Origin of the sequence: Novosphingobium sp. YAF33 (assembly GCF_052113265.1) — a bacterium.
In the GTDB taxonomy this organism is placed as follows: domain Bacteria; phylum Pseudomonadota; class Alphaproteobacteria; order Sphingomonadales; family Sphingomonadaceae; genus Novosphingobium.
On the sequence record NZ_JBFRCW010000001.1, the window covers coordinates 25,849 to 47,416 of the forward strand.

General features: G+C 65.5%; 13 protein-coding genes and 2 tRNA genes. 5 read left to right on the forward strand and 10 right to left on the reverse strand.

The window, feature by feature from the left end; all coding sequences use genetic code 11:
• Positions 1–64: 64 nt before the first annotated feature.
• The 4 genes from AB4Z00_RS00140 to AB4Z00_RS00155 all read right to left on the reverse strand — a co-directional run bounded on the left by AB4Z00_RS00140 (position 65) and on the right by AB4Z00_RS00155 (position 6,305).
• On the reverse strand, positions 65–2,353 hold the full coding sequence (locus AB4Z00_RS00140) for a TonB-dependent receptor (RefSeq protein ID WP_442044270.1): 2,289 nt from the start codon (positions 2,351–2,353) through the stop codon (positions 65–67).
• Between the two features lie 101 nt (positions 2,354–2,454).
• The gene (locus AB4Z00_RS00145; protein ID WP_442044272.1) at positions 2,455–3,654 is read right to left on the reverse strand and encodes a TetR family transcriptional regulator; all 1,200 of its coding nucleotides are present in this window, start codon (positions 3,652–3,654) and stop codon (positions 2,455–2,457) included.
• Positions 3,655–3,766: 112 nt separating this feature from the next.
• Complete coding sequence (locus AB4Z00_RS00150) at positions 3,767–5,956, reverse strand: TonB-dependent receptor (RefSeq protein ID WP_442044274.1); 2,190 nt, start codon at positions 5,954–5,956, stop codon at positions 3,767–3,769.
• 272 nt (positions 5,957–6,228) lie between these two features.
• A tRNA-Pro gene (locus AB4Z00_RS00155) sits at positions 6,229–6,305 on the reverse strand.
• Positions 6,306–6,659: 354 nt separating this feature from the next.
• On the opposite strand from AB4Z00_RS00155, the gene AB4Z00_RS00160 reads away from it, so the two are divergent.
• Positions 6,660–7,250 (forward strand): hypothetical protein, encoded by a 591-nt coding sequence (locus AB4Z00_RS00160; RefSeq protein ID WP_442044276.1) that lies wholly within the window; start codon positions 6,660–6,662, stop codon positions 7,248–7,250.
• Between the two features lie 66 nt (positions 7,251–7,316).
• Here the strand turns inward: AB4Z00_RS00160 and recG are convergent, their stop codons facing one another.
• Positions 7,317–9,374 (reverse strand): ATP-dependent DNA helicase RecG, encoded by a 2,058-nt coding sequence (recG, locus tag AB4Z00_RS00165; protein ID WP_442044278.1) that lies wholly within the window; start codon positions 9,372–9,374, stop codon positions 7,317–7,319.
• A 109-nt stretch (positions 9,375–9,483) separates the two neighbouring features.
• Between recG and AB4Z00_RS00170 the strand changes: the two genes are divergently transcribed.
• The 3 genes from AB4Z00_RS00170 to mfd all read left to right on the forward strand — a co-directional run bounded on the left by AB4Z00_RS00170 (position 9,484) and on the right by mfd (position 13,912).
• On the forward strand, positions 9,484–9,906 hold the full coding sequence (locus AB4Z00_RS00170; protein ID WP_132262118.1) for a host attachment protein: 423 nt from the start codon (positions 9,484–9,486) through the stop codon (positions 9,904–9,906).
• Between the two features lie 135 nt (positions 9,907–10,041).
• Positions 10,042–10,323 carry an FAD assembly factor SdhE gene (locus AB4Z00_RS00175; protein WP_132262116.1) on the forward strand — a complete coding sequence of 94 codons (282 nt, stop codon included), beginning with the start codon at positions 10,042–10,044 and terminating at the stop codon, positions 10,321–10,323.
• Between the two features lie 103 nt (positions 10,324–10,426).
• Positions 10,427–13,912 (forward strand): transcription-repair coupling factor, encoded by a 3,486-nt coding sequence (gene mfd, locus AB4Z00_RS00180; RefSeq protein WP_442044281.1) that lies wholly within the window; start codon positions 10,427–10,429, stop codon positions 13,910–13,912.
• Positions 13,913–14,016: 104 nt separating this feature from the next.
• On the opposite strand, the gene AB4Z00_RS00185 is transcribed toward mfd, so the two are convergent.
• The 3 genes from AB4Z00_RS00185 to AB4Z00_RS00195 all read right to left on the reverse strand — a co-directional run bounded on the left by AB4Z00_RS00185 (position 14,017) and on the right by AB4Z00_RS00195 (position 16,491).
• Entirely contained in the window at positions 14,017–15,309 is a 1,293-nt protein-coding gene (locus tag AB4Z00_RS00185; protein ID WP_243654035.1) for a sensor histidine kinase, read from the reverse strand.
• A gap of 207 nt (positions 15,310–15,516) precedes the next feature.
• A tRNA-Asn gene (locus tag AB4Z00_RS00190) sits at positions 15,517–15,591 on the reverse strand.
• Between the two features lie 120 nt (positions 15,592–15,711).
• Complete coding sequence (locus AB4Z00_RS00195; RefSeq protein WP_134094980.1) at positions 15,712–16,491, reverse strand: NAD kinase; 780 nt, start codon at positions 16,489–16,491, stop codon at positions 15,712–15,714.
• Between the two features lie 133 nt (positions 16,492–16,624).
• Between AB4Z00_RS00195 and AB4Z00_RS00200 the strand changes: the two genes are divergently transcribed.
• Entirely contained in the window at positions 16,625–17,986 is a 1,362-nt protein-coding gene (locus AB4Z00_RS00200) for an EAL domain-containing protein (RefSeq protein ID WP_442044284.1), read from the forward strand.
• A gap of 319 nt (positions 17,987–18,305) precedes the next feature.
• Here AB4Z00_RS00200 and secA read toward each other — a convergent pair whose 3' ends face one another.
• Together secA and AB4Z00_RS00210 are read right to left on the reverse strand one after the other, a co-directional pair.
• A complete protein-coding gene (gene secA / locus AB4Z00_RS00205) occupies positions 18,306–21,044 on the reverse strand; it encodes a preprotein translocase subunit SecA (RefSeq protein WP_442044286.1) in 2,739 nt (912 codons plus the stop codon).
• A gap of 103 nt (positions 21,045–21,147) precedes the next feature.
• Positions 21,148–21,426: a hypothetical protein gene (locus AB4Z00_RS00210; RefSeq protein ID WP_132262108.1), complete on the reverse strand. Its 279-nt coding sequence runs from the start codon at positions 21,424–21,426 to the stop codon at positions 21,148–21,150.
• Positions 21,427–21,568 lie beyond the last annotated feature (142 nt).

A 21,568-nucleotide genomic window follows, 5' to 3' on the forward strand; every position in this document is an offset into this window, starting at 1 on the left:
AGGTGCAAGGAATTCCCGCCGCCATGTGAGTGGCGGCGGGACAGGTCTGCTTGCCGGGTTGGCGTCAGAAGTCGAAGTTGACGAAGCCGCCCACCGTGCGCCGGGCATTGGGAGAGGTGTAGTGGAGCAGGCCCAGCACGCCGTACTGCTGCCAGCCGGTGGAGAAGTACTTGTCGAAGAGGTTCCGGGCATAGACGCCCACTTCCACGCGGCTGTTCGGCAGGGTGACGCTGACCCGGCCATTGACGAGGCCATATCCCGGCACGTTCGAATAGGCAGGCTGGCCGACGACGGTCCAGTACTCGCTGCGATAGGCATAGTCCGCGTGAGCGCGCAGCCCCATGCCCGAGCCGAATTCGTGGTCGTAGTCGATCGAAGCGGTGCCCGACCATTCGGGCGAGTTGGTCAGGCGCGTGCCGGTGTAGTTGGTCGTCGCGTTGTAGACGTAGTCGGTGAACTTGGCGTCGGTATACGTCACCGCGCCGGAAAGCTGCAGGCCGCGCATGGGCTGCACGACCAGGCTGCCTTCGATGCCCTGGGTGCGCAGGCCACCGGCATTGCCGATCACCGTGGCGTTGATCAGGCCCCCCGAACCGTCCGGGATCTGCGTCAGGATCGTCGCCTGGAAGTCCTTGAAATCGGACCGGAAGGCATCGAGGTTGAAGCGCAGCCGGCGGCCGAACCATTCGGACTTGATACCCGCTTCCCAGGCCTTGACCGTCTCGTCCGCATAAGGCGCGTACTTGTTGCCGACGAAGGCGATGCCGGCCGGCTTGTAGCCGGTGGAATAGCTGGCATAGACCATGACATTGTCGGCAAGCTGGTACTGCGGCGCGATGCGGAACGAGAAGTTGTCACCCTTCACGCGGCCGAAGTCGAAGGCCGGCGCGGCGCTGGAGGCCACGAAGTTGGGCGTATAGCCCGCGACCGATACCGGGTTGATGGTGACGTAGTCCAGGCTCTGCGAATTGTTGTCATGCGTGTAGCGCGCGCCCAGCGCCAGGCTGAGGCGCGGCGTGAAGTTGAACTTTAGCTGGCCGAAGGCCGCCATGGTCTCGTTCACGGCATCGAACAGCGAGGCATTGCCGTCCTCGCCAATGGCGCCGGTCAGCGCGATCAGCGTGGGCAGCGGCGTGCCGGCGGCATTGTAGAGCGGCTGGCCGCCGGTCGACCACTGGAGCTGGGTCTGGCGGGCATGAAGGCGGTTGTAGAAGGCGCCGACGAGATATTCCACGAAGCCGCCGGTCGGCGAGGCGAGGTGGATCTCCTGGCTGAACTTGTCGGTATCGAGCTGGCCCAGGTTGAAGGGAATATAGGCGTAGCGGTCGTAAGGCGTCAGGCTGGCCGGGGTCGAATTGTCGTAGCCGGTGACGCGGTAGGCCGTGATCGAGGTCAGGTCGTGATCGCCGATCTTGGCATTGGCGCGCAGCGAAGCGCCCCATTCCTCCGTGGTGATCTCACCGAACGAGGAGTCCGCCGTGTCCGCGCTCCGGGGGCCGGGGTAAACGCCCAGTTCGTTGAGGATCGCCGTGACTTCGGCCGGCTGGCCCGAGACCGGAGTACGCACGCTGCTGTCCCAGTGATAGGCATAGTCGCCGGAGACCGTCAGGTTGAAGCTGTCCGAAGGCTCCAGGTAAAGGCGTGCGCGGCCGCCATATTCGTGCTGCGAGCCGACCTTGCGGTTCAGCGTCACGTTGCGGCCGAAGCCGTCGAAGGCCTGGTCGAAGCCCGAGACGCGCAGCGCCGCGATCGGGCCGAGCGGGACGTTGACCGTGCTGTTGAGGATGCGTTCGTCATGCTCGCCGAAGCTGGCGCTGCCGCGCAGAGACCATTCCCCGATCTGCGGCTTGGTGGTCGTCACCGCGATCACGCCCGAAGTGGCGTTCTTGCCGAACAGCGTGCCCTGCGGGCCCATCAGCACGTCGACGCGGGCGATGTCCACCAGGCCGGTCAGGCCGTTGGCGCGCTGCCCGTCCATCACCACGTCGTCGACGACCACACTGACCGACTTGGCGTTCGAGAAGTCGAACGAGGTGCTGCCCACGCCGCGGATCTGGAAAGCCGCACCCTGGGTCGGGTCATACTGCACGCCGGGCATCGTGTACTGAAGATCGGTGACCGACGTGTAGCCGGTCCTGGCCAAGGCCTCGCCGTCGATCGACTGGATCGCCAGTGGCACTTTCTGGCTGCTTTCGGCGCGGCGCTCGGCCGTCACGGTGATTTCGGGAAGGGCATCGTCCGCGTTCGGGCTCGCCTCTTCGGCATGCGCGGCCAGGGACCAGCAGGGCGCCAGCGCGCCGGCGAGAATCGTCGAGAGAAGGTGGATGGTACGCTTGCGCGGGAAAGCAGACATGGGGGCTCCGTCCTGTTGACCGTGGGTCTCAGGACGCGCCTCTAGAACGGCATCATGACTCTTTCAGGACAGCCGTATTGTCTTTTTTTCGATATTTTACGTCATATCAAAACACCCGTACCGCCCTTCGTGAGAAGCTGGACCATATCCGGCCCCGGCAACCAATCCGCTTCCGTGGCCAGGCTGCGCAGGCCGTTGCCGATCGAGGCCACGACCAGCGCCTGGACCCGCGCACGGTCCGAATCCACCGGAACACCCAGCCACCCGGCATATTGGGCATGGACGTTTTCGGCGCGGCGACGGCGCATATCGATGGCGAAGGGCCGAAATCCCGGATCGGTCAGCGCCGCAAGCGCGCACTCATGCGTCAGGCGGATGATGTCGCCGCTGCCCAGCCTGGCACCGGTGTCCCGGATCTGGCCGCGCAGCCGCAAGTAGACCGCCTCGACCCCCGCGAAGAGAATGTCGCGATGGGTAGGGAAATGGTGGGCCACGCTTGACGTCGCCACGCCCGCGACTTGCGCCACCGCACGGTGGGAAAGCACGCCCACGCCCTGCCCCACGATCAGGTCCGCGATATGCTCGGCGATGGTGCTCTTGGTTCCCTGCTGCGGCAGCGCGCTCTCGTCGAGCGCGGCGGCAGCGGGCACGGCCAGCCGCTCCACGAGGGCCATGTGCCACCGCGACCCGGCCGGGTCGCCGCTGCCCTGCCCGCCGCGCAACATGCCGCGCACCGTGGAATGGCGCAGCAGCCGGTAATCGGTCTCGTCGGACAGGACGATCGAGAAGACCTGCTCATCCAGGCAATAGCAGGCGATGAAGCGCGCCACCCGCTCGCCCTCCGGAGTGGACGGCAGAATGTCGCGCCAGAGCCCCTCGGCCTCTTCGAACAGCAAGGCGATGGCCGGCAGCGCGCTCGGCTCCCGAGCCGCCAACAGGGCCAGTTCGCAAGTGACGATCGCGGAAGTGCGGCGACCATGCGCGCCCTCGTCCAGCCATTCGCAGACGAGATCGGCCAGCAGCCCCGAGCCGAGCACATCGTGCCCCTCCACGCGCGCACCCCATTCCCGCCGCGCGCGGGCCATGAGTTCGATCTCCCGGTCAAGCACGGCCGCGATCAGCGCGGCACGATCGCCGATGCGATAGCTGATCGAACCGACCGAAGTCTCGGCTTCCTCGGCAACGGTGCGCAGGCTCATGCCCGAGATCCCCCGCGCCGCCGCCACGCTGCGGGCGGCATCGACGAGGCTGGTGATGTCACGCGGGTTGGAGCGGGTTTTGCGGTCGCCTGGGGATGTCATCCCACCGTGCATATCGCCCGTGGCGGCGCAGTCCAGACGGCGCCGCGTATTTCCGCATGGCGCCGGTGCGAAGGCGGCCGGTCGCGATGTCCGGCCGCCTTCGCGAAGCGGATCAGAACTCGATCGAGGCCGAGGCCTTGAAGGTACGCGGTCCGCCCTGGAGCAGCTGGGTGCCGAACACGGCAAAGGCGGAGGCCCAGTACCGCTTGTTGGCCACGTTATCGACGTTGAAACGCAGCGTCAGCGGCCTGTCACCGCCCAGCAGCGCGACATAGCGCGCGCCGAGGTCGAAGCGCGTCCAATCGTTCAGCTCCAGCGTATTGGCCCGGTTCACCGCCTGCTTGCCGGTGTAGACCACGCGTCCGGTCAGGGTGAGCGCGGGAAGGAAGGGCATGTCCCATTCCACGTTGGCGTTCGCCAGCAGGTCCGGCACGCCCACCGCGTCATTGCCCTCATCCACGCCGCCATCGGTGCGGCGCAGCTTGGCATCGTTGTACGTGATGCCGCCTATGACGCGCAGGCCGTCGGTCGGCTCGCCGTCCATGGTGAATTCGATGCCGCGGTTCCGCTGCGTGCCGAAGTTGCCGAATTCATAGAGGCCGAGGTTGTCCGCATCGGGACGGTAGAAACTGTTCGGCTTGTCGATCTGGAACACCGCCAGCCCGGCATTGAAGCCGCCCAGGTTCACCTTGCCGCCCACTTCGTACTGGACAGACTTGACCGGCGGGAGGACCTGCCCGCCGTTGGACACGGCCACATCGACGCCGTTGATGTTAATCAGGCTCGCAGCCGCAGCGCCCTGAGCGAGGCCTTCGATGCGGTTGCCGTAGAGCGACAGGCCTTCGGTAGGCTTGATGACAATGCCGACGACGGGCGTGATGGCATCCTTGTTATACCCGCCCGACTTGGCGCCATCACTGTAGGCGTAGGATGTCGTCTTGATCTGCTGAAGCCGCAGGCCTCCGATGACCAGAATGCGGTCTTCCCAGAATCCAACCGTATCCGATGCAAAGACGCTGGACACGCGGGTCCTGCTGATCGGAAACGGATCGTCCAGATCGCCACCGGAAGAGGCTGATGCCGGACGGGCCACAACCGGCGTATCGTAAAGATTGGTGCTGTAGGACATGAGCGAGTCGTAAGCGTTGCGGTTGACCTGCCAGCTTGCGGCAATGCCTACATTGACCTCGTGACTGATGCCGGAGCCGTTCAGTTTGACGCGCAAACCACTCGTGGCCGACTCGTTGTTGTCCGTCCGTGGAGCGTGGAAACCACTGCCCGTAGCGGCGCCGGTGGCCGGATCAAGCAGGGTGATCCCGGCCGTGATCTGGTCTTCCTTGCCGTCGCGCGCGCCGAACTTGGCGTAGACCATGGCATTGTCGGACAAGTCGTATTCCGCGCTGAAAGTGCCGAAGAAGTCCGTCGTCTGGATGAGGCTCCAGGGCTGGGAATAATTGGCATCGGCGCCCGGTACGCGCGGAATCACGTTGCCGATCGCGACTTTGGGGCGCCAGTTGGACTGGCGCAGGCGCTGGTAGTTGACGTTGAACATGGCACGCAGCGGGCCGCTGTCGTAATCGACCGTGGCGCCCACGACATAGCTCGAATGGAACTCGTCCTTGATCGCGATGTCGCCGCGGCGCGCCGATCCGTTGACGCGAATGCCCCACTCGCCGTTCTCACCGAAGCGGCGCGCGACATCCACGGCGCCCGAGAAGTGGGAATCGGAAGTATAGCCCACCGTCGCGCGGATCATGTCCCGCTCGGCCTTCTTGGGCATCAGGTTGACGCTGCCGCCGATGCCGCTGCCGCCGGGAGCCGCACCGTTCAGGAAGGCGCTGGCACCATTGATGACCTGCACCGAAGAGAACAGCTCCGGCGCGACGAGCTGGCGCGGGGTGATGCCGTAGAGGCCATCGAAACCGATGTCGTCCGAATTGAGTTCGAAACCGCGGATGACGAACACTTCCCCGGCAATGCCGAAGCCCAGAGTGGTGCGGATCGTCGGATCGTTCTCCAGCACTTCGCCCAGGGTGTCGGGCTGCTGATTCAGGATCAGTGCCTCGTTATAGGCGCGCAAGTTGAACGGAATGTCTTCCGCCCCCTTGTTCCCCAGCGCGCCGAGGCTGCCGCTGCCGCTGACCTGGGTCTGGTTCATGCGCTGCGCGGAAACGAGAATTTCCGCAGCGCTTTCCGGCGCGGGATCGGCCTCCTGCGCCAGCACCGCCATCGGCGCCAGGGCGCTCACGCCTGCCAGGAGAAGCGCGGAAAAACGAAAGGTCTCGCGATTGTTGATTGTCATGAATTCCACCCTGAATCTTGTTCCGGGGTGCATGACGCATGTGCGAATGAGTTGCAATAACTGAAATATGGCGGTCACACGAAGCGCGCCCGGATGCCTGCCCCGCAGTGCAGCATTGACCGGCAATCTCGATAATGAGGACAGGCTCTTGCGGGTTTTCCTTCGAGGAACCCGACCTCCGCCGCTGCGGGAGACCTGGGTCCGACGCGAACTCCAGACAGCAAAAAACCCAGCGTTTCCGCTGGGTTTCTAAGCCTCACCCGAAGGTGAAATGGTCGGGGAAAGAGGATTCGAACCTCCGGCCCCTGCCTCCCGAAGACAGTGCTCTACCAGGCTGAGCTATTCCCCGACCGGGTGGGCGTTCCGAAGAGCGCCCGGGGCAGGAGCGCGCCTATATAGGGCGACTCCGGGGGTGGCAAGGGCCCAATCCGATTTTTGTGCGCCATGACCCCGAAAGAGCCCGCAAACACCCCTGCCCGCCACCCGAAAACCAAGGAAATTCCAGCAAAAACAGAAATTTCCACAGGCTCGTTTTTCTTGATCCTACCCTGCCGAAGCCATGCGCTTGCGGGTCCTGCTCTCGGTGAAAGGGCACGAATCGTGTGGTTCGCACGGCCGGATACCTCTTTCGGCCAGCCCTCTTGTCGCACCTCCGGCGCTCGGGCAGAACGGCGGTGAGGATGCGCGGTCGCCAGGAGTGACGATGCGAAACCTGCCTTTCCGCCTTATCCCGCTAGTCTGCGTCGCCGTCTGCGCCGCCATCTGCTCGGCGCTGTCTGGCCCGGCCGCCGCATCCGGACAGGAGGCCGCGCTGACGCCCCTTGCACTCTCCCCCGGCCTCAACGCCGTGCCTGACATTGCCGGCACCGGACAGGAAGGCTCGATCGCGCAGCTCTGGCGGCAGAACAACAAAGTGCGCGGCCAGCACATCTTCCTGGTAAAGGTCGGCGAGATCGCCGCCACGCTGGAAGGCCGCGAGCAGATCATCGACATGCCCCATGTGGGTGACGACGTGATCCGGTCCGTCCGCTTCGCGCGCGGGAATTTTCGCGGCAAGTCCACGCTTTATATGCTGATCGCCAGCCGCGATGTCGGCACTTCGCCTTACGAGGCGGCGACCACGCACATACAGTCCTTCGCTCTGGTGCAGGATCATGCGGCTTTCGACTTCGCGCCGGTGCGCAGTTTCGTGGCCGCGCAGAAGTATTGCCATGCCGACGCGGCGCTCCTGGCGGAGCTGAACTTCCCGCTCTCGCCCATTTACGCCGGGCGCGTGACGCCGACGGGATGCTGAGGTCAGGCGCCGAGCGAAAGCCGAACCCCGCCAGCGGCCTTGCACGAGGCCCGCGGCGGCGGGCATTCAGCCGCCGCGAAGCAGTTGCACGCCCCAGTCGCGTTCGAACAGGTAAAGCAACAGGCGCGCCGCTTCCCCGCGCGGCCCGGCCAGCCCGCCATCCCGCTCGATCAGCAGGCGCGCGTCGTCATGCGCCAGCGGCAGCAGCTTGGTGATCTGCTCCAGACTGGCGATGCGGAACGGAGTATCGCCCGACTGCCGCGTGCCGAGCAGTTCGCCGCCACCGCGCAGTTCGAGGTCTTCCTCCGCCAGCCGGAAGCCGTCCTGAGTCTCGCGCATCAGCGCCAGGCGCTGGCGCGCGGTTTCGCTGAGTTGCTGCCCGCGCAGCAGCAGGCAGGTCGATTTCTCGCTGCCGCGCCCTACCCGTCCGCGCAGCTGGTGCAGCTGCGCAAGACCGAAGCGCTCGGCCTGCTCGATGACCATGAGCGTCGCATTCGGCACGTCGACGCCCACCTCGATCACGGTCGTCGCCACCAGCACCGATGCCGCGCCGCTGGCGAAGCGTTCCATGCCCGCGTCCTTCACATCGGGCTTGAGCTGGCCGTGGACCAGCACCACCTGTTCGCCGAAGCGCTCCTTGAGCACGGCGTAGCGGGCCTCGGCCGCGGCCAGGTCGTCGTTCTCGCTTTCGCTGACCATGGGGCAGACCCAGTAGGCCTGCTGCCCGGTTTCGATATGACGGGCGATGGCCCCGGCCACGTCGTCCATCCGTTCTACGGAGACGACCCGGGTATCGATGGCCTGGCGCCCGGGCGGCAGTTCGTCGAGCTTGGAGACTTCCATCTCGCCATATTGCGCCAGGGTCAGCGTGCGGGGGATCGGCGTGGCCGTCATCGCCAGCGTATGCGGCGTGCGGCGGCCCTTGCGCGCGAGCATGAGCCGCTGGCCGACCCCGAAGCGGTGCTGCTCGTCGATCACCACCAAGGCGAGATTGCGGTAGGACACCGTGTCCTGGAAGATCGCATGAGTGCCGACGATAATGTCGATGGAGCCGCCGACCAGGCCCATGAGGATCGCCTCGCGCGCCTTGCCCTTGTCGCGCCCGGTGAGCAGCGCGATCTCGACGCCGGTGCCCTGGAGCATCCGCGCCAGAGTCTCGTAATGCTGCCGCGCCAGAATCTCGGTCGGCGCCAGCAGGGCCGCCTGCGCGCCCGCTTCCACCGCGATCAGCATGGCGTTGAGCGCCACCACCGTCTTGCCCGCGCCAACGTCCCCCTGAAGCAGGCGCAGCATCGGCGCGTTCTGGGCGATATCGCCCTCGATCTCGTCGATCGAGCGCTTCTGCGCGCCGGTCAGCGCGAAAGGCAGCTTCAGCCTGGCGCGCAGCGAGCCGTCGCCCTTCAGCGGTGTGCCGGACTGCTTCCGATTGCTCTCGCGCACCAGCATCAGCGCCAGCGCATTGGCCAGCAGTTCGTCATAGGCCAGGCGATCGCGGGCCGAGGCATGGACCCCGCGGTGCACTTCGCGCGCGGCGTCGTGCCAGGCCGGCCACTTCATCTTGTCGTAGAGGCTGGTCTCGATCCACTCGGGCAGCTCGGGCAAGACCTTGAGCGCCTGCTGGACAAGACCGGCGACGCGCCCCTGGGTCAGCCCTTCCGACAGCGGATAGACCGCCTCGCAAAGCTGGCCCACCGGCGCGGCACTGTCTTCCGAGACATGTTCGGGATGCACCATCTGGAGCATCTGGCCATACTGGTCGAGCCGGCCGGCCACCCAGCGCGTCTCGCCCACCGGCAATTGCTTGCGGGCGGTGAAGGACGCGCGGCCGAAATAAGTGATGGTGCAGACATTTCCCGCGGCATCCTCGGCCAGGACCCGGAACGGCCCGCGTCCGGCGGGGGAGCGATGCTCGCGCACCGTCAGCTGGACGATCACGTTCTCGCCCACGCTCGCGTCGTCGAGATTGGTGACCGCGCGCCGCTCCACGAAACGGTCGGGCAGATGGTAGATCAGGTCGCGAATACGCGTGAGCCCGAGCTTTTCGAGCGGACGCTTGAGCTTGGGTCCCACGCCGTCGAGGGCATCGGTCTCGGTAAAAAGGCAATTCAGTGCTTCGGGCCGCATGGTCAGCCTCTTAGCGCGAGAACGGCTCCGTTCGCCAGACCGATGGGGAACGGATTTGCGGACAGCCACGTTGCTTTCGATGTCCCCCCCACCAGCATAGGAGAAATGCATGCTTCTTCCGCACGGAACCGTGTTCGCGATCGTCGACGGTGAAAACTTCGAACTTTATCGCAACTCGGGGCGCGAAGCCGCACCCAGGCTCACCTCGCTGGAGACCCCGGACCTCGAACCGACCAACTTCAGCGCGGGGTTTCGCCGCCATGATGCCCAGAAGCGTCATCAGGCGCGTACCGGCGACGGCAGCAACGACGCCCTGGACGAAAGCGCCCATGCCGCCGCCGTGGCCGGCTGGCTCAACCAGCAGGTGCTGGACCGGGAGATCGATCAACTGGTGATCGTCGCCGATCCCCGCTCGCTGGGCGAGATGCGGCGCCATTATCACAAGGAACTGAAGGGCGCCCTGCTGACCGAAGTGCCCAAGACGATGACCGGCCGCCCGAGCGAAGAGATCATCAAGGTGTTCCAGCGCTAAGCGCGCCGGCAGACCCGACGGCGCCTGCCGGGAAGATCGAAAGAGATCCCGGCGGGCGCCGCTCGTTCGTCCTCAAGGCCAGGGTTGCCCCGCCGAACCTTGCCCCAACCGGCGCGGCGCGGTAACGGCGCGGATATGACCGAACTTTCGCCTCAAGCCGCAGCGCGTCTCGCCAAACTGAAGTTTCGCGCCTGGCATCGCGGCACGCGCGAGGCCGACTACATGATCGGCTGCTACTTCGACCGGTTTCACGCCGAATGGTCTGGAAGCGATCTCGACCTCTTCGAGAAGATGATCGAGGAAGAGGACGTGGACATCATGGCCTGGGCCCTCGGCACCCTGTCGATTCCCGAAGAATATCGCGGTCCGCTGATGGACCGCATGATGAAGCTCGATTACGTCGACATTCCGCGTTGATGCCGTGCCCCCTCGGCACGCTCGGAACGCGGCATGAGCAGAGAATGACGCAAACTCTCGGACCCGCTCAGCCTGAGCTTGTCGAAGGCCCAACAACGACCAGATGACCGACTTCCAACGTATTCTCGCGGCGACTTCGCCCCTGACCCTCGCCTCGGTGACGCGGGGGGCACAGCCGCTGGTCATGGCGGATCTTGCCCGCGCCGCGGCAAGCAAGGCCGGAAACGGCCGCGCGGTCTTCATCGCCGACAACGAAAGCGCCATGCGCGCCGTGGCCGATGCCGCGCAGTTCTTCGCGCCGGAACTGGACGTCGTCGAATTCCCGGCCTGGGACTGCCTGCCCTACGACCGCGCCAGCCCTGCGCTCTCGGTCAGCGCGCGTCGCCTGGCCGCGCTGCACCGGCTTCAGCAGAAGCGCTCCGGCCCGCAGCTTCTGGTCACGACCGCCAATGCCGTGCTGCAGCGGGTGCTCACGCCGTTCCGCATCCGCGAATCGGTGCGCCTGCTCAAGCCCAATCTCGACATCGGCCACGAGAGCCTGATCGCGTTGCTGCGCCGCCAGGGCTACCAGCGCAGCGACACCGCCATCGACGCCGGCGAATTCGCCGTGCGTGGCTCGATCTTCGACATCGTCCCTTCGGGTCTGGATGGCGGCCTGCGCCTCGACTTCTTCGGTGACGAGCTGGAAACGCTGCGCCTGTTCGACACCGGCACCCAGCGCACGACCGGATCGGTGCAGGAACACCTCCTTCTCCCCGCGAGCGAGGCGCTGATCGACGACGACAGCGTCAAGCGGTTCCGCGCCCGCTACCGCGAGATGTTCGGCGCCAATGCCACGGCCGACCCGCTCTACCAGGCCGTCAGCGACGGCCGCCGCCTTGCCGGCATGGAGCACTGGCTGCCGCTGTTCGAGGATCGCCTGGTCACGGTGTTCGATCACCTTGCGGACGATGATCTGCTGGTGATCGACAGCTCCGCCCTGGGCGCCACGGACGAGCGCTTCAACGACATCGCGGACTATCACAAGGCCCGCCTCGAAACCTCGGGGCAGAAGGCGGGATCCTACCGCCCGCTGGCAACCGACGCACTCTATCTGGCGCGCGAGGAATTCGAGCAGGCCGTCGCTGCCTTCCCGGTTCACCGCGCCGATCCTTTCGCGCAGCCCGAATCGAAGACGGTCATCGACTTCGGCTTCGGCAATGCCCGCGACTTCACGCCCGAACGGGCGCGCGGCGACAATGCCTACGAAGCCGCCGCCAAGCACTTGCACGCCGTCGCCAAGACCGGCCGCAAGGCGATCCTGGCCGCCTATTCCACCGGCAGCCGCGCCCGCCTCGTCTCGATCCTGGGCGAAGCGCAAGGCCCGGAACCGCGGCTCGCCGATACCTGGCAGGAAGCGCTCGGCCTGGCGGTCCAAGGGCGCAGCGCCGCGCTGGTGCTGCCGCTGGAAACCGGCTTTTCCAACGATACCGTCGAAGTCGTCACCGAACAGGACATTCTCGGCGACCGCCTGGTCCGCCGGAAGAAAAAGAAGAAGGATTCCGACGCCTTCCTCGCCGAACTGGCGGCCCTGACGCCGGGCGACCTGATCGTCCACATGGACCATGGCATCGGCCGCTACGAAGGCCTCCAGTCGATCCCGGTCGGCCAGTCGCCTCACGACTGCGTGATGCTGACTTACGCAGGCGGCGACAAGCTCTACATCCCGGTCGAAAACCTCGACGTCCTCTCACGCTACGGCAGCGAGGCGGAAGGCGTCGCGCTGGACAAGCTGGGCGGCGAGGCATGGCAGAAGCGCCGCGCCAAGCTGAAGGAACGCATCCGCGAGATCGCGGGCGAACTGATGAAGACCGCCGCCGAGCGCGCCCTTCGCGTCGCGCCCGCGCTGCTGCCCGAAAAGTCCTCCTACGATCAGTTCGTGGACCGGTTCCCCTGGCAGGAAACCGAGGACCAGGAACACGCCATCGACGACGTGCTGGGCGACCTTGCCGAAGGCAAGCCGATGGACCGCCTGGTCTGCGGCGACGTCGGCTTCGGCAAGACCGAAGTGGCCCTGCGCGCCGCTTTCGTCGCGGCCATGGCCGGCCAGCAGGTCGCCGTGGTCGCGCCGACCACCCTGCTCGCGCGCCAGCACTATTCAAGCTTTGCCGAGCGCTTCAACGGCTTCCCGCTGGAAGTGGGGCGCCTCTCGCGCCTCGTTCCTGAAAAGGAAGCCAAGGCCACGCGCGACGGGCTCTCCGCCGGCACCATGGATGTCGTCTGCGGCACGCATGCGATCCTGTCGAAAACGGTCAATTTCAAGCGCCTCGGCCTCGTCATCGTCGACGAGGAACAGCGCTTCGGCGTGAACCACAAGGAGCGGCTGAAGCAGCTTCGCACCGACGTTCACGTCCTGACGCTCACCGCCACGCCGATCCCGCGCACCTTGCAGATGGCGATGAGCGGCCTGCGCGAACTCTCGACCATCCAGACCCCGCCGGTCGACCGCCTGGCGGTCCGCACTTACGTGATGGAATGGGACGAGATGGTGATGCGCGAGGCCCTGCTGCGCGAACACCATCGCGGCGGCCAGAGCTTCATCGTCGTGCCCCGCATCACCGACATGGCCGAAGTCGAGGAATGGCTGGCCAAGAACGTTCCCGAGGTAAAGGTCATCTCCGCCCACGGCCAGATGAGCGCGAGTGAAGTGGAAGAACGCATGAGCGCCTTCTACGAAGGCAAGTACGAGGTCCTGCTCTCGACCACCATCGTCGAGAGCGGCATCGACATTCCGCGCGCCAATACGATCATCATCCACCGCGCCGACCGCTTCGGCCTGGCCCAGCTCTACCAGCTGCGCGGCCGCGTCGGACGCTCCAAGCTCCGCGCTTATGCCTACCTGACGACCCCTGCCGGCAATGCCCTTTCCGAAGTGGCCGAAAAGCGGCTCAAGGTCCTGAGCGACCTCGATTCCCTGGGCGCCGGCTTCCAGCTGGCCAGCCACGACCTGGACATTCGCGGCGCCGGCAACTTGCTGGGCGACGAGCAGTCGGGCCATATCCGCGAGGTGGGCTTCGAACTCTACCAGTCGATGCTGGAAGACGCGATCCTGGCCGCCCGCGCAGGCGGGGTGGGCCTGGAGAAGGATACCTCCGGCCTGTCCCCGCAGATCACGGTGGAAGCGCCGATCATGATCCCCGAGGAATACGTGCCCGATCTGGCCGTCCGCATGGCGCTCTATCGCCGCCTCAACGATGCGGACAGCAAGGACGAGATCGAATCGCTCTCGGCCGAGATGATCGACCGCTTCGGCCCCCTGCCCTCGGCGACCTCGAACCTCATCAAGCTCATTCAGATCAAGCGTCAGGCGATCGAGGCGCACATCGCCAAGATCGACGTCGGCCCGCGCGGCACTCTCGTCAGCTTCCACAACGACAGCTTCCCGAACCCGGCTGGCCTCATCGCCTATGCCGAGCGCCTTCAGGGCACCGTCAAGCTCCGTCCGGACAACAAGCTGGTCCTGCAACGCGCCTGGGGCGATCCGAAAAGCCGCCTCAACGGCCTGCTGCAACTGACCAAGGGCCTGGCCTCGGTCGCCCGCAAGGGCTGAACCGAAAAGGACGCCGCGCCTCCACGCCCGTCATCCTGAAACCAGTTCGGGATGACGGATGCGCGCGGATCCCCCGGACAAGCCGAGGCCGCTGACGCGCCGAACTACATCAACGGCACCCTGATCCGCGCGATCAGGCCGCCGCAGGGCGACGTAGCGAAGGACAGGTCTCCCCCGAAACGCATCATCAGCCGGTGCGCGGTGGGGATGCCCAGGCCGAAGCCCGGCGTATCGCGGGTACGCGCCTCGTCGAGCCGGAAGAACGGCGTCAGCACGTCCTGGAAATGACCGGGCGGAATGCCGGGGCCGGTGTCCTCCACTTCGATGAGCCAGTCCGCGCCTTCGCGGCGGATCGCCACCTCCGCCCGGCCCCCGAAGTGGATCGCGTTCTCGACCAGCGCGCCTGTCGCCAGGGCCAGCGGCTGGGGGAAGCTCTCGACCACGACTTTGTCCGCGCCGGACAGTCGCGCACGATCTTCATAAGGCGCGATCACCGCCCGCACCAGTTCGCCCAGATCGACCGGTTCGGCCTCGGCGGACATGTGCTGCGCCCTCAGGTATCCTTGGAGCGAGGCCAGAAGGCCTTCCATCTCGTCGATGCTGGCCTGCATGATCTCGGAGATCTCGGGATCGTCGATGAGATCGGTGGCGATCTGCTGGCGTGAGAGCGGCGTGCGCAAGTCGTGGCTGATCGCTTCGAACGACCGCGCCTGGTCTTCGAGCAGGCGGGCGATCCGCTCCTGCATGACATTCATCGAATGGGCGAGATTGCGAAGGTCCTCCGGCCCGCTCTCGCGGATCTCCACCCGCTGGCCGTGGCCGATGGCGTCGGCGGCCTGCGTCAGGCGGCGCAGCGGATTGGTCAGGAGCCTGAGTGCGATCAGGCCGATGGCGATGCAGGCCAGCGCCGTGCAGAACATCAGCGCGCTGGCCCGCAGCGCTATGGGCCACATCGAAGTGATGTCGCGCGAGCGGAAATTCAGCCACTTGCCGTCGTCGAGGCGGATCGACCCGATCAGGTCGCTCTTGCCGCCGCTGGCATCGGCCGTGGCGAGATTGAGCGGACGCGAGGCGAGTGAGGGCTCCCATTCGATCACCTGCCCGGCGATCTTGTGCAGCGTATCCGAATCCATCATCGCGCGAACCGCCGGTTCGGGCGAGAACTCCGCCTTGAGATGTCCGGTCGTCATGATCGGCGCCGCCAGATTCGGTTCGAGCGAATGAATGCGGTCGCTGACGACGATGAGTTCCGCAATTCGCCGCGCATGGTCGGCGCGCAGGGTCTGCCGGTCGATCGCCTGGTAGAACAGCAGGCTGCCGATCAGCTGGACGATGCCAAGCCCCAGAAAGACGACGGCAGCTAGGACCGCCAGGCGCGGGATGCTGATTCGGACCACGTTTCCTCTCGCAGGATGCCCGATTGTCATTCGCGATCTAGCGGGGGCGCCCATAACCAGCGCTCTCACCGGATGCGCCGTTCGTCAATGCGAAGTGGAGTTGGGAAACGTTTTGACACTTGCGGCCTTGCCGCAAACGCTTGCTCAAATGCATGTAAGGTGCAGAGCGACTTGCTTTCTTCCTCCGGTCCGGAGGGAAGAAAGAAGTGGCTCCCCGAGTAGGATTCGAACCTACGGCCATTCGATTAACAGTCGAATGCTCTACCGCTGAGCTATCGGGGAGCAGCCTGTCAGTGTTACCACCGCCGGGCAGGAGTGCGCCTATAAAAGGGGTATTCGGGGTTGGCAAGCACTCTGTAATGAAAATGTCGAGAAAACTTTTCCACAGGCCGATACCCGCGGTCAGACCTGGAACTGCTCCGCGAAGATGCGTTCTTCCAGCGTGAAGCCCGGGTCGAACAGCAGGGTCAGCTCCTTCTCCGCATTGGCAACGATGCGCACGGTCTTCACGTCGCGCACTTCCTTCTGGTCGGCCACGGCGGCGACGGGCCGCTTGCCGGGCTCGCGGATACGGAATTCGACTTCGGCGCTCTCGGGAAGGATCGCGCCTTTCCAGCGGCGGGGGCGGAAGGGGCTGAGCGGGGTCAACGCCAGCATCCGCGAACCCAGCGGCAGGATCGGCCCATTGGCCGACAGGTTGTAAGCCGTGGACCCGACCGGCGTGGCCACGAGCACGCCGTCGCCGACAAGTTCCTCCATCCGCACTTTGCCGTTGATCGTCACTTCCAGCTTCGCCGTCTGGCGCGTCTCGCGCAGCAGCGAGACCTCGTTGATCGCGTAATAGACGAAGCTGCGGCCATCGTGGCTGGTGGCATGCATCTGCAGCGGCCGCACCGGCACGGCATGCGCCTCGGCAATGCGATCGGCGATCGGCACCCCGTCGTGCGGGCCGTTCATCAGGAAGCCCACCGTCCCGAGGTTCATGCCGTAGACGGGCTTTATCACATCGCGGTCGAGCATTTCGTGCAGGACATGCAGCAGGAAGCCGTCGCCGCCCACCACCACCAGCACCTCGGCCTCCGCCGGATCGACCCAGGCGTGCGCGCGACGAAGCTCCGCCGCGCCATATTGGGCCTTGGCGCTGTCCGACACGATCAGTCCCAGCGTGGGTACGTCAGCCATTGAAATCCCCGGCGTAAAGCGGCGCTCGCACCGAAAGGGAGGCCCGTTCCGAAGAATGCATCAGCGCCCGTCTCATTTTGAAGCCCTTTTCATGCCGCGGACCTTTCGAATTTTGCATCGTTTGGCAAGGCCTTTGGCTATAGCACTCGCGATGGGCGAACGACGCAAGGGGCTGCCGCGAGGCCATGCCCGCCGGCTTGAAGACAGACTGACCGGGATTCCCGGCCTCGAAGCCGTGCGCGAACGCATCGCCGGGTGGCGCAGCGACGCCGAAAGCGCGCCGCAGCATGCCCATGTCCATGCCATGCTGGTGGCGCTGCGGCGGCTCGACACGATCAACATGGCCTACGGCGCCGAAGCGGGCGACGGCGCCCTTGAGGAAGTTGCCGGCCGCATTGCCCATTTCGCGGGCGAGGAACTCGACGGTCCCTGGCTGGTGGCCCGCGCCGGCGGCGGCTCCTTCGTGCTCGTCGCCAACGAGGCCTGCAGCCGCGAGCGCTGGCACCTCGTGGCGGACCAGCTGGCCGACGCGATTGCCCGCCCGATCGCGCTGCCCACCGGCGTGCTGCGCCTTTCGCCGCGCATCGCCCTGATTCGCGCCCTCACCGGGGAAAGCGTCGATTCGATGCTGGACCGGCTCGGCCATGCGCTGACAGCCCTGCAGGACCAGTCTGCCACGCGGCTGGGCTGGGCGGACGGCGAAGTCACCGTGCCGGGCCGCTCGGCCGCGCAGCTCGAAGCGGACCTCCTGGGCGCCATCGACGGTGACGAGATCGAGATCCTGTTCCAGCCGCAGTTCAGCCTGGTGGACGAATCGCTCACCGGCGCCGAGGCCCTCGCCCGCTGGAATCACCCCGTCCTCGGCCGCATCGGCGCGGGCGCCCTCTTCGCGATTGCCGAGCGCGCCGACCACATCGGCCCGCTCTCGCGCCACATCGCCGCCAAGGCGATGGCGGCGGCGGGGCAGTGGCCGGGCGACTTGCGCCTTTCGATCAACGTCACCCCGGCCGACCTCGCCTTCGGCACATATGTGCGCCAGATGCTGGACCTCGTGCGCGAGAGCGGTTTTCCGCCGCGCCGACTGACGCTGGAGATCACCGAGCAATCGCTCATCAGCGACATTACCCAGACCGCGCAGATGATGGCGGAATTCTCCTCGCAGGGCATTCGCATCGCCCTGGACGACTTCGGCGCGGGGTTCTGCAACTTCCGCTATCTCAAGGTCCTGCCGATCCACTATCTCAAGCTGGACCGCACGATGATCGAGGGCGTCGCCACCGACCGCCGCGACGTGGCGGTGCTGCGCGCGATCGTCGCCATGGCGCGGGCGCTGGACCTGGAAGTCATTGCCGAGGGCATCGAGGAAGAAGAACAGCGCGTCGTCGCCGCGCGCGAGGGCTGCGCCTATTACCAGGGTTTCCTGCGCGCCCAGCCGATGTCGGTGGCGATGTTCGCCAAGCTGGCGCGGGTTGGCGGCGAGAAGCCGAAGGACTGACGGGGGCGCGGGGGCGAGTTCGGCATTCCGTCCCCTCTCGTTCGTTAGCCGCCTTCCCCTCCTTTCGTCATTGCGAGCGTAGCGAAGCAATCCAGAGCCGCGCAGAGCCGCCCTGGGTTGCTTCGCTACGCTCGCAATGACGAGGGAGGGTGGGCGCGCGATGCCAACGGGTTGGATGTGACGTCTGGCGCGCGCGGATCGGCGCACTCCAGCCAGCAATAAAGCAAGACGCGCGCTTTCAGCCTTTCTGAAAGCGCGCGTGGCTTTGCCCGCGGTCCCGGATCAAGTCCGGGACGACGGTTTTCTTTAACTCTACCCGTTACGCCAAGGCGCCGTGGCAGTGCTTGTACTTCTGGCCCGAACCGCAGGGGCATGGGGCGTTGCGGCTGATCGGCAGGTCCGCATAGGGGTTTTCTCCCGCGGCCCCCGCACCGACATTGGCCTGCGGGCTGCCTGCCAGTGAGCCGAACAGTTCCGGCATGAAGGCCGAGCCATCGCCATCGTTCGAATTGTCGAGGCCGGTCAGCGGATCGATGTGGCCGGTCAGGAAGTCCGGAAGTTCCGGCAGCCCGGCAGGTTCCGGAATGCGCAGTTCGCTCACCGAGAGAATGCGCGTCACGTCTTCGCGGATCTGGTCGAGCAGGCGTTCGAACAGGCTGAAGGCCTCGGTCTTGTACTCGTTGATCGGGGTCTTCTGCGCATAGGCGCGCAGGAACACCACCTGGCGCAGCGCGTCGAGGGTGGAAAGGTGCTCCTTCCAGTAGTGATCGAGCCGGTCGAGCAGGATCGACTTCTCGACCTGGCGCCAGATCGCGGGATCGTCCTGCGACATCTTGGCGGCCATGTGCTCGTTGGCCATGGCGGCGATGCGCTCTTCGACCACTTCGGGATCGATGCCGTTTTCCTCGATCCAATCCTCGATCGGCACGTCCACCGCCAGGATGTCCAGCGCCCGCGCCTTGAGTTCCGGCAGGTTCCAGTGCTCGGGATAGGAGCCGGCCGGGCAGGTGTCGGCGACGATGGCGTTGACGGTGTCGTTGCGCATGTCGACCACGACTTCGTCGACCGTTTCCGAATCCATGATGTCGGCGCGCTGCTCGTAGATGACCTTGCGCTGGTCGTTCATCACGTCATCGTATTCGACGACCTGCTTGCGGACTTCGTAGTTGCGCGCCTCGACCTTCTTCTGCGCAGTCTCGATGGCCTTGGACAGCCACTTCGAACCGATCGCCTCGCCATCGGCCAGGTTGCTGTTCATCATCTTGGCGAAGAGCGTGTCCGGGCCGAAGATGCGCAGGAGGTCGTCCTCCAGGCAGAGGTAGAACTTCGAAAGGCCCGGATCGCCCTGACGGCCCGAACGGCCGCGCAGCTGGTTGTCGATGCGGCGGCTTTCGTGGCGCTCGGTGCCGATCACGCAAAGGCCGCCGGCTTCGAGCACCAGGCGCTTCTGCTCGGCCACTTCCAGCTTGATGCGGGCGATGGCCTCGTTGCGCTCCGGCCCCTCGGGCATGTCGCGCAGTTCGTCCTCGACGCGGAACTCGACGTTGCCGCCGAGCTGAATGTCGGTGCCGCGACCCGCCATGTTGGTGGCGATCGTCACGGCGCCCAGCGAACCCGCCTGTGCGACGATATGCGCTTCCATCTCGTGGAAACGCGCGTTCAGCACCGAGTGCTTGACGCCTTCCTTGTTGAGGAAGTCCGACAGCAGTTCCGACTTCTCGATCGACACAGTGCCGACGAGCACTGGCTGGCCGGTTTCGTAGCGCTCGCGGATCAGCTTGGCGATGGCGCCGAACTTGTCGTGCGTGTTCTTGTAGAACTCGTCTTCCTCGTCGACGCGCTGCACTGGCACGTTGGTCGGGATGGTGACGACGTTCATCTTGTAGATGTCGTAGAATTCCGGGGCTTCGGTGGCGGCCGTGCCGGTCATGCCCGAGAGCTTGGGATACATGCGGAAGTAGTTCTGGAAGGTGATCGAGGCGAGCGTCTGGTTCTCGGGCTCGATGCGGACGCCTTCCTTGGCTTCCACCGCCTGGTGCAGGCCGTTCGACCAGCGGCGGCCGTCCATCATGCGGCCGGTGAACTCGTCGATGATGACGACCTTGCCGTCCTTGACGATGTAGTCGATGTCGCGCTTGAACATGACCACGCCCTTGAGGCTCTGGTCGAGGTGGTGGACCACCTGGGTATTCTCGACGTCGTAGAGGTTCGATCCCACCAGCAGGCCGGCGGCTTCGAGCATGCGCTCTGCCTTCTCGACGCCGTCCTCGGTCAGATTGATGTTCTTGGTCTTCTCGTCCATCTCGTAGTCTTCGGGGACGAACTGCTTAACGACCGCGTCGACCTGCATGTAGAGTTCCGACTTGTCGTCGGTCGGACCCGAGATGATGAGCGGGGTGCGCGCCTCGTCGATGAGGATGGAGTCCACTTCGTCGACGATCGCGAAGTTGAAGGGGCGCTGCACCATCTGGCTGCGCTCGTGCTTCATGTTGTCGCGCAAGTAGTCGAAGCCGAATTCGTTGTTGGTGCCGTAAGTGATGTCGGCGCCATAGGCTTCGCGGCGTTCGTACTCGTTGAGGTTCGGCACGATCACGCCGATGGTGAGGCCGAGGAAATTGTGCAGCTTGCCCATCTGCTCGGCGTCGCGGCGGGCCAGGTAGTCGTTGACGGTGACGATGTGGACGCCCTTGCCCTCAAGCGCGTTGAGGTAGGTGGCGGTGGTGGCCACCAGGGTCTTGCCCTCACCGGTGCGCATTTCCGCGATTTCGCCGCGATGGAGCACCATGCCGCCGATCATCTGCACGTCGAAATGGCGCATGCCGAACACGCGCTTCGAAGCTTCGCGCACGGTGGCGAAAGCTTCGGGCATGATCTGGTCGAGCGTGCTGCCGCTGGCCAGCATTTCGCGGAACTTGGCGGTCTGGCCGGCCAGTTCCTCGTCGCTCATGGCCTCGAAAGCGGGTTCGAAGGCATTGATCTGGGCGACGATCTTGTCGAGCGACTTGACGTAACGCTCGTTGGACGAGCCGAAAATGGACTTGGCGATGGCGCCGAACATGGCGGAGATCCCTGTTTTTCGTGAATGCGTATGTCGGATGAGCGCGCCTGCGTAGCGCGCAGGCACGGGAAAGGTTTCGCAAAAGAGCGAATGGGCAGCGCGCTTATTCGCGCGCGCGGTCTATCCCGGTGAGAACCGCAGGAATCATGCGCGAAACCGGCGCGGCCACCAGCGGCGGCGCATGACGGCGGGTATTGCGCAATCCGGGTTCGGGAAGCTGGGCAAGGGCCACCGGGGCACGCGGCGCCTTGGCGGCGACGGCGGCTTCGGTCAGCACGACCTGCAGGCTCGCCACCTGCGAAGCGCGCGCCTCGGCAGGGCCGATCTGCGCGGCAAAACCCGTTAACAGGGCCAGCAGGGTCAAGAGCAGGCGATTTGCCATGGCGGACCAGATAGGGGGCGCTTGTCCCCGTGTCCACACAAGAGAGCGCCGCGCCCCAAATTACGCACGGAAGATCGCCGCAGGACTTCTCCGTTACTTCCCTGATGCAGCGACTCTTGACCTGTCACACCCACGCGCTACC

What these genes read in the sequence shown, in the direction of transcription:
- AB4Z00_RS00175 (WP_132262116.1), top strand. Translation starts at nt 10,042, where the DNA reads ATGACCGAACTTTCGCCTCAAGCCGCAGCGCGTCTCGCCAAACTGAAG.
- AB4Z00_RS00210 (WP_132262108.1), bottom strand. Translation starts at nt 21,426, where the DNA reads ATGGCAAATCGCCTGCTCTTGACCCTGCTGGCCCTGTTAACGGGTTTT.
- secA (WP_442044286.1), bottom strand. Translation starts at nt 21,044, where the DNA reads ATGTTCGGCGCCATCGCCAAGTCCATTTTCGGCTCGTCCAACGAGCGT.
- AB4Z00_RS00150 (WP_442044274.1), bottom strand. Translation starts at nt 5,956, where the DNA reads ATGACAATCAACAATCGCGAGACCTTTCGTTTTTCCGCGCTTCTCCTG.
- mfd (WP_442044281.1), top strand. Translation starts at nt 10,427, where the DNA reads ATGACCGACTTCCAACGTATTCTCGCGGCGACTTCGCCCCTGACCCTC.
- AB4Z00_RS00145 (WP_442044272.1), bottom strand. Translation starts at nt 3,654, where the DNA reads ATGACATCCCCAGGCGACCGCAAAACCCGCTCCAACCCGCGTGACATC.
- AB4Z00_RS00170 (WP_132262118.1), top strand. Translation starts at nt 9,484, where the DNA reads ATGCTTCTTCCGCACGGAACCGTGTTCGCGATCGTCGACGGTGAAAAC.
- AB4Z00_RS00140 (WP_442044270.1), bottom strand. Translation starts at nt 2,353, where the DNA reads ATGTCTGCTTTCCCGCGCAAGCGTACCATCCACCTTCTCTCGACGATT.
- AB4Z00_RS00195 (WP_134094980.1), bottom strand. Translation starts at nt 16,491, where the DNA reads ATGGCTGACGTACCCACGCTGGGACTGATCGTGTCGGACAGCGCCAAG.
- AB4Z00_RS00160 (WP_442044276.1), top strand. Translation starts at nt 6,660, where the DNA reads ATGCGAAACCTGCCTTTCCGCCTTATCCCGCTAGTCTGCGTCGCCGTC.
- recG (WP_442044278.1), bottom strand. Translation starts at nt 9,374, where the DNA reads ATGCGGCCCGAAGCACTGAATTGCCTTTTTACCGAGACCGATGCCCTC.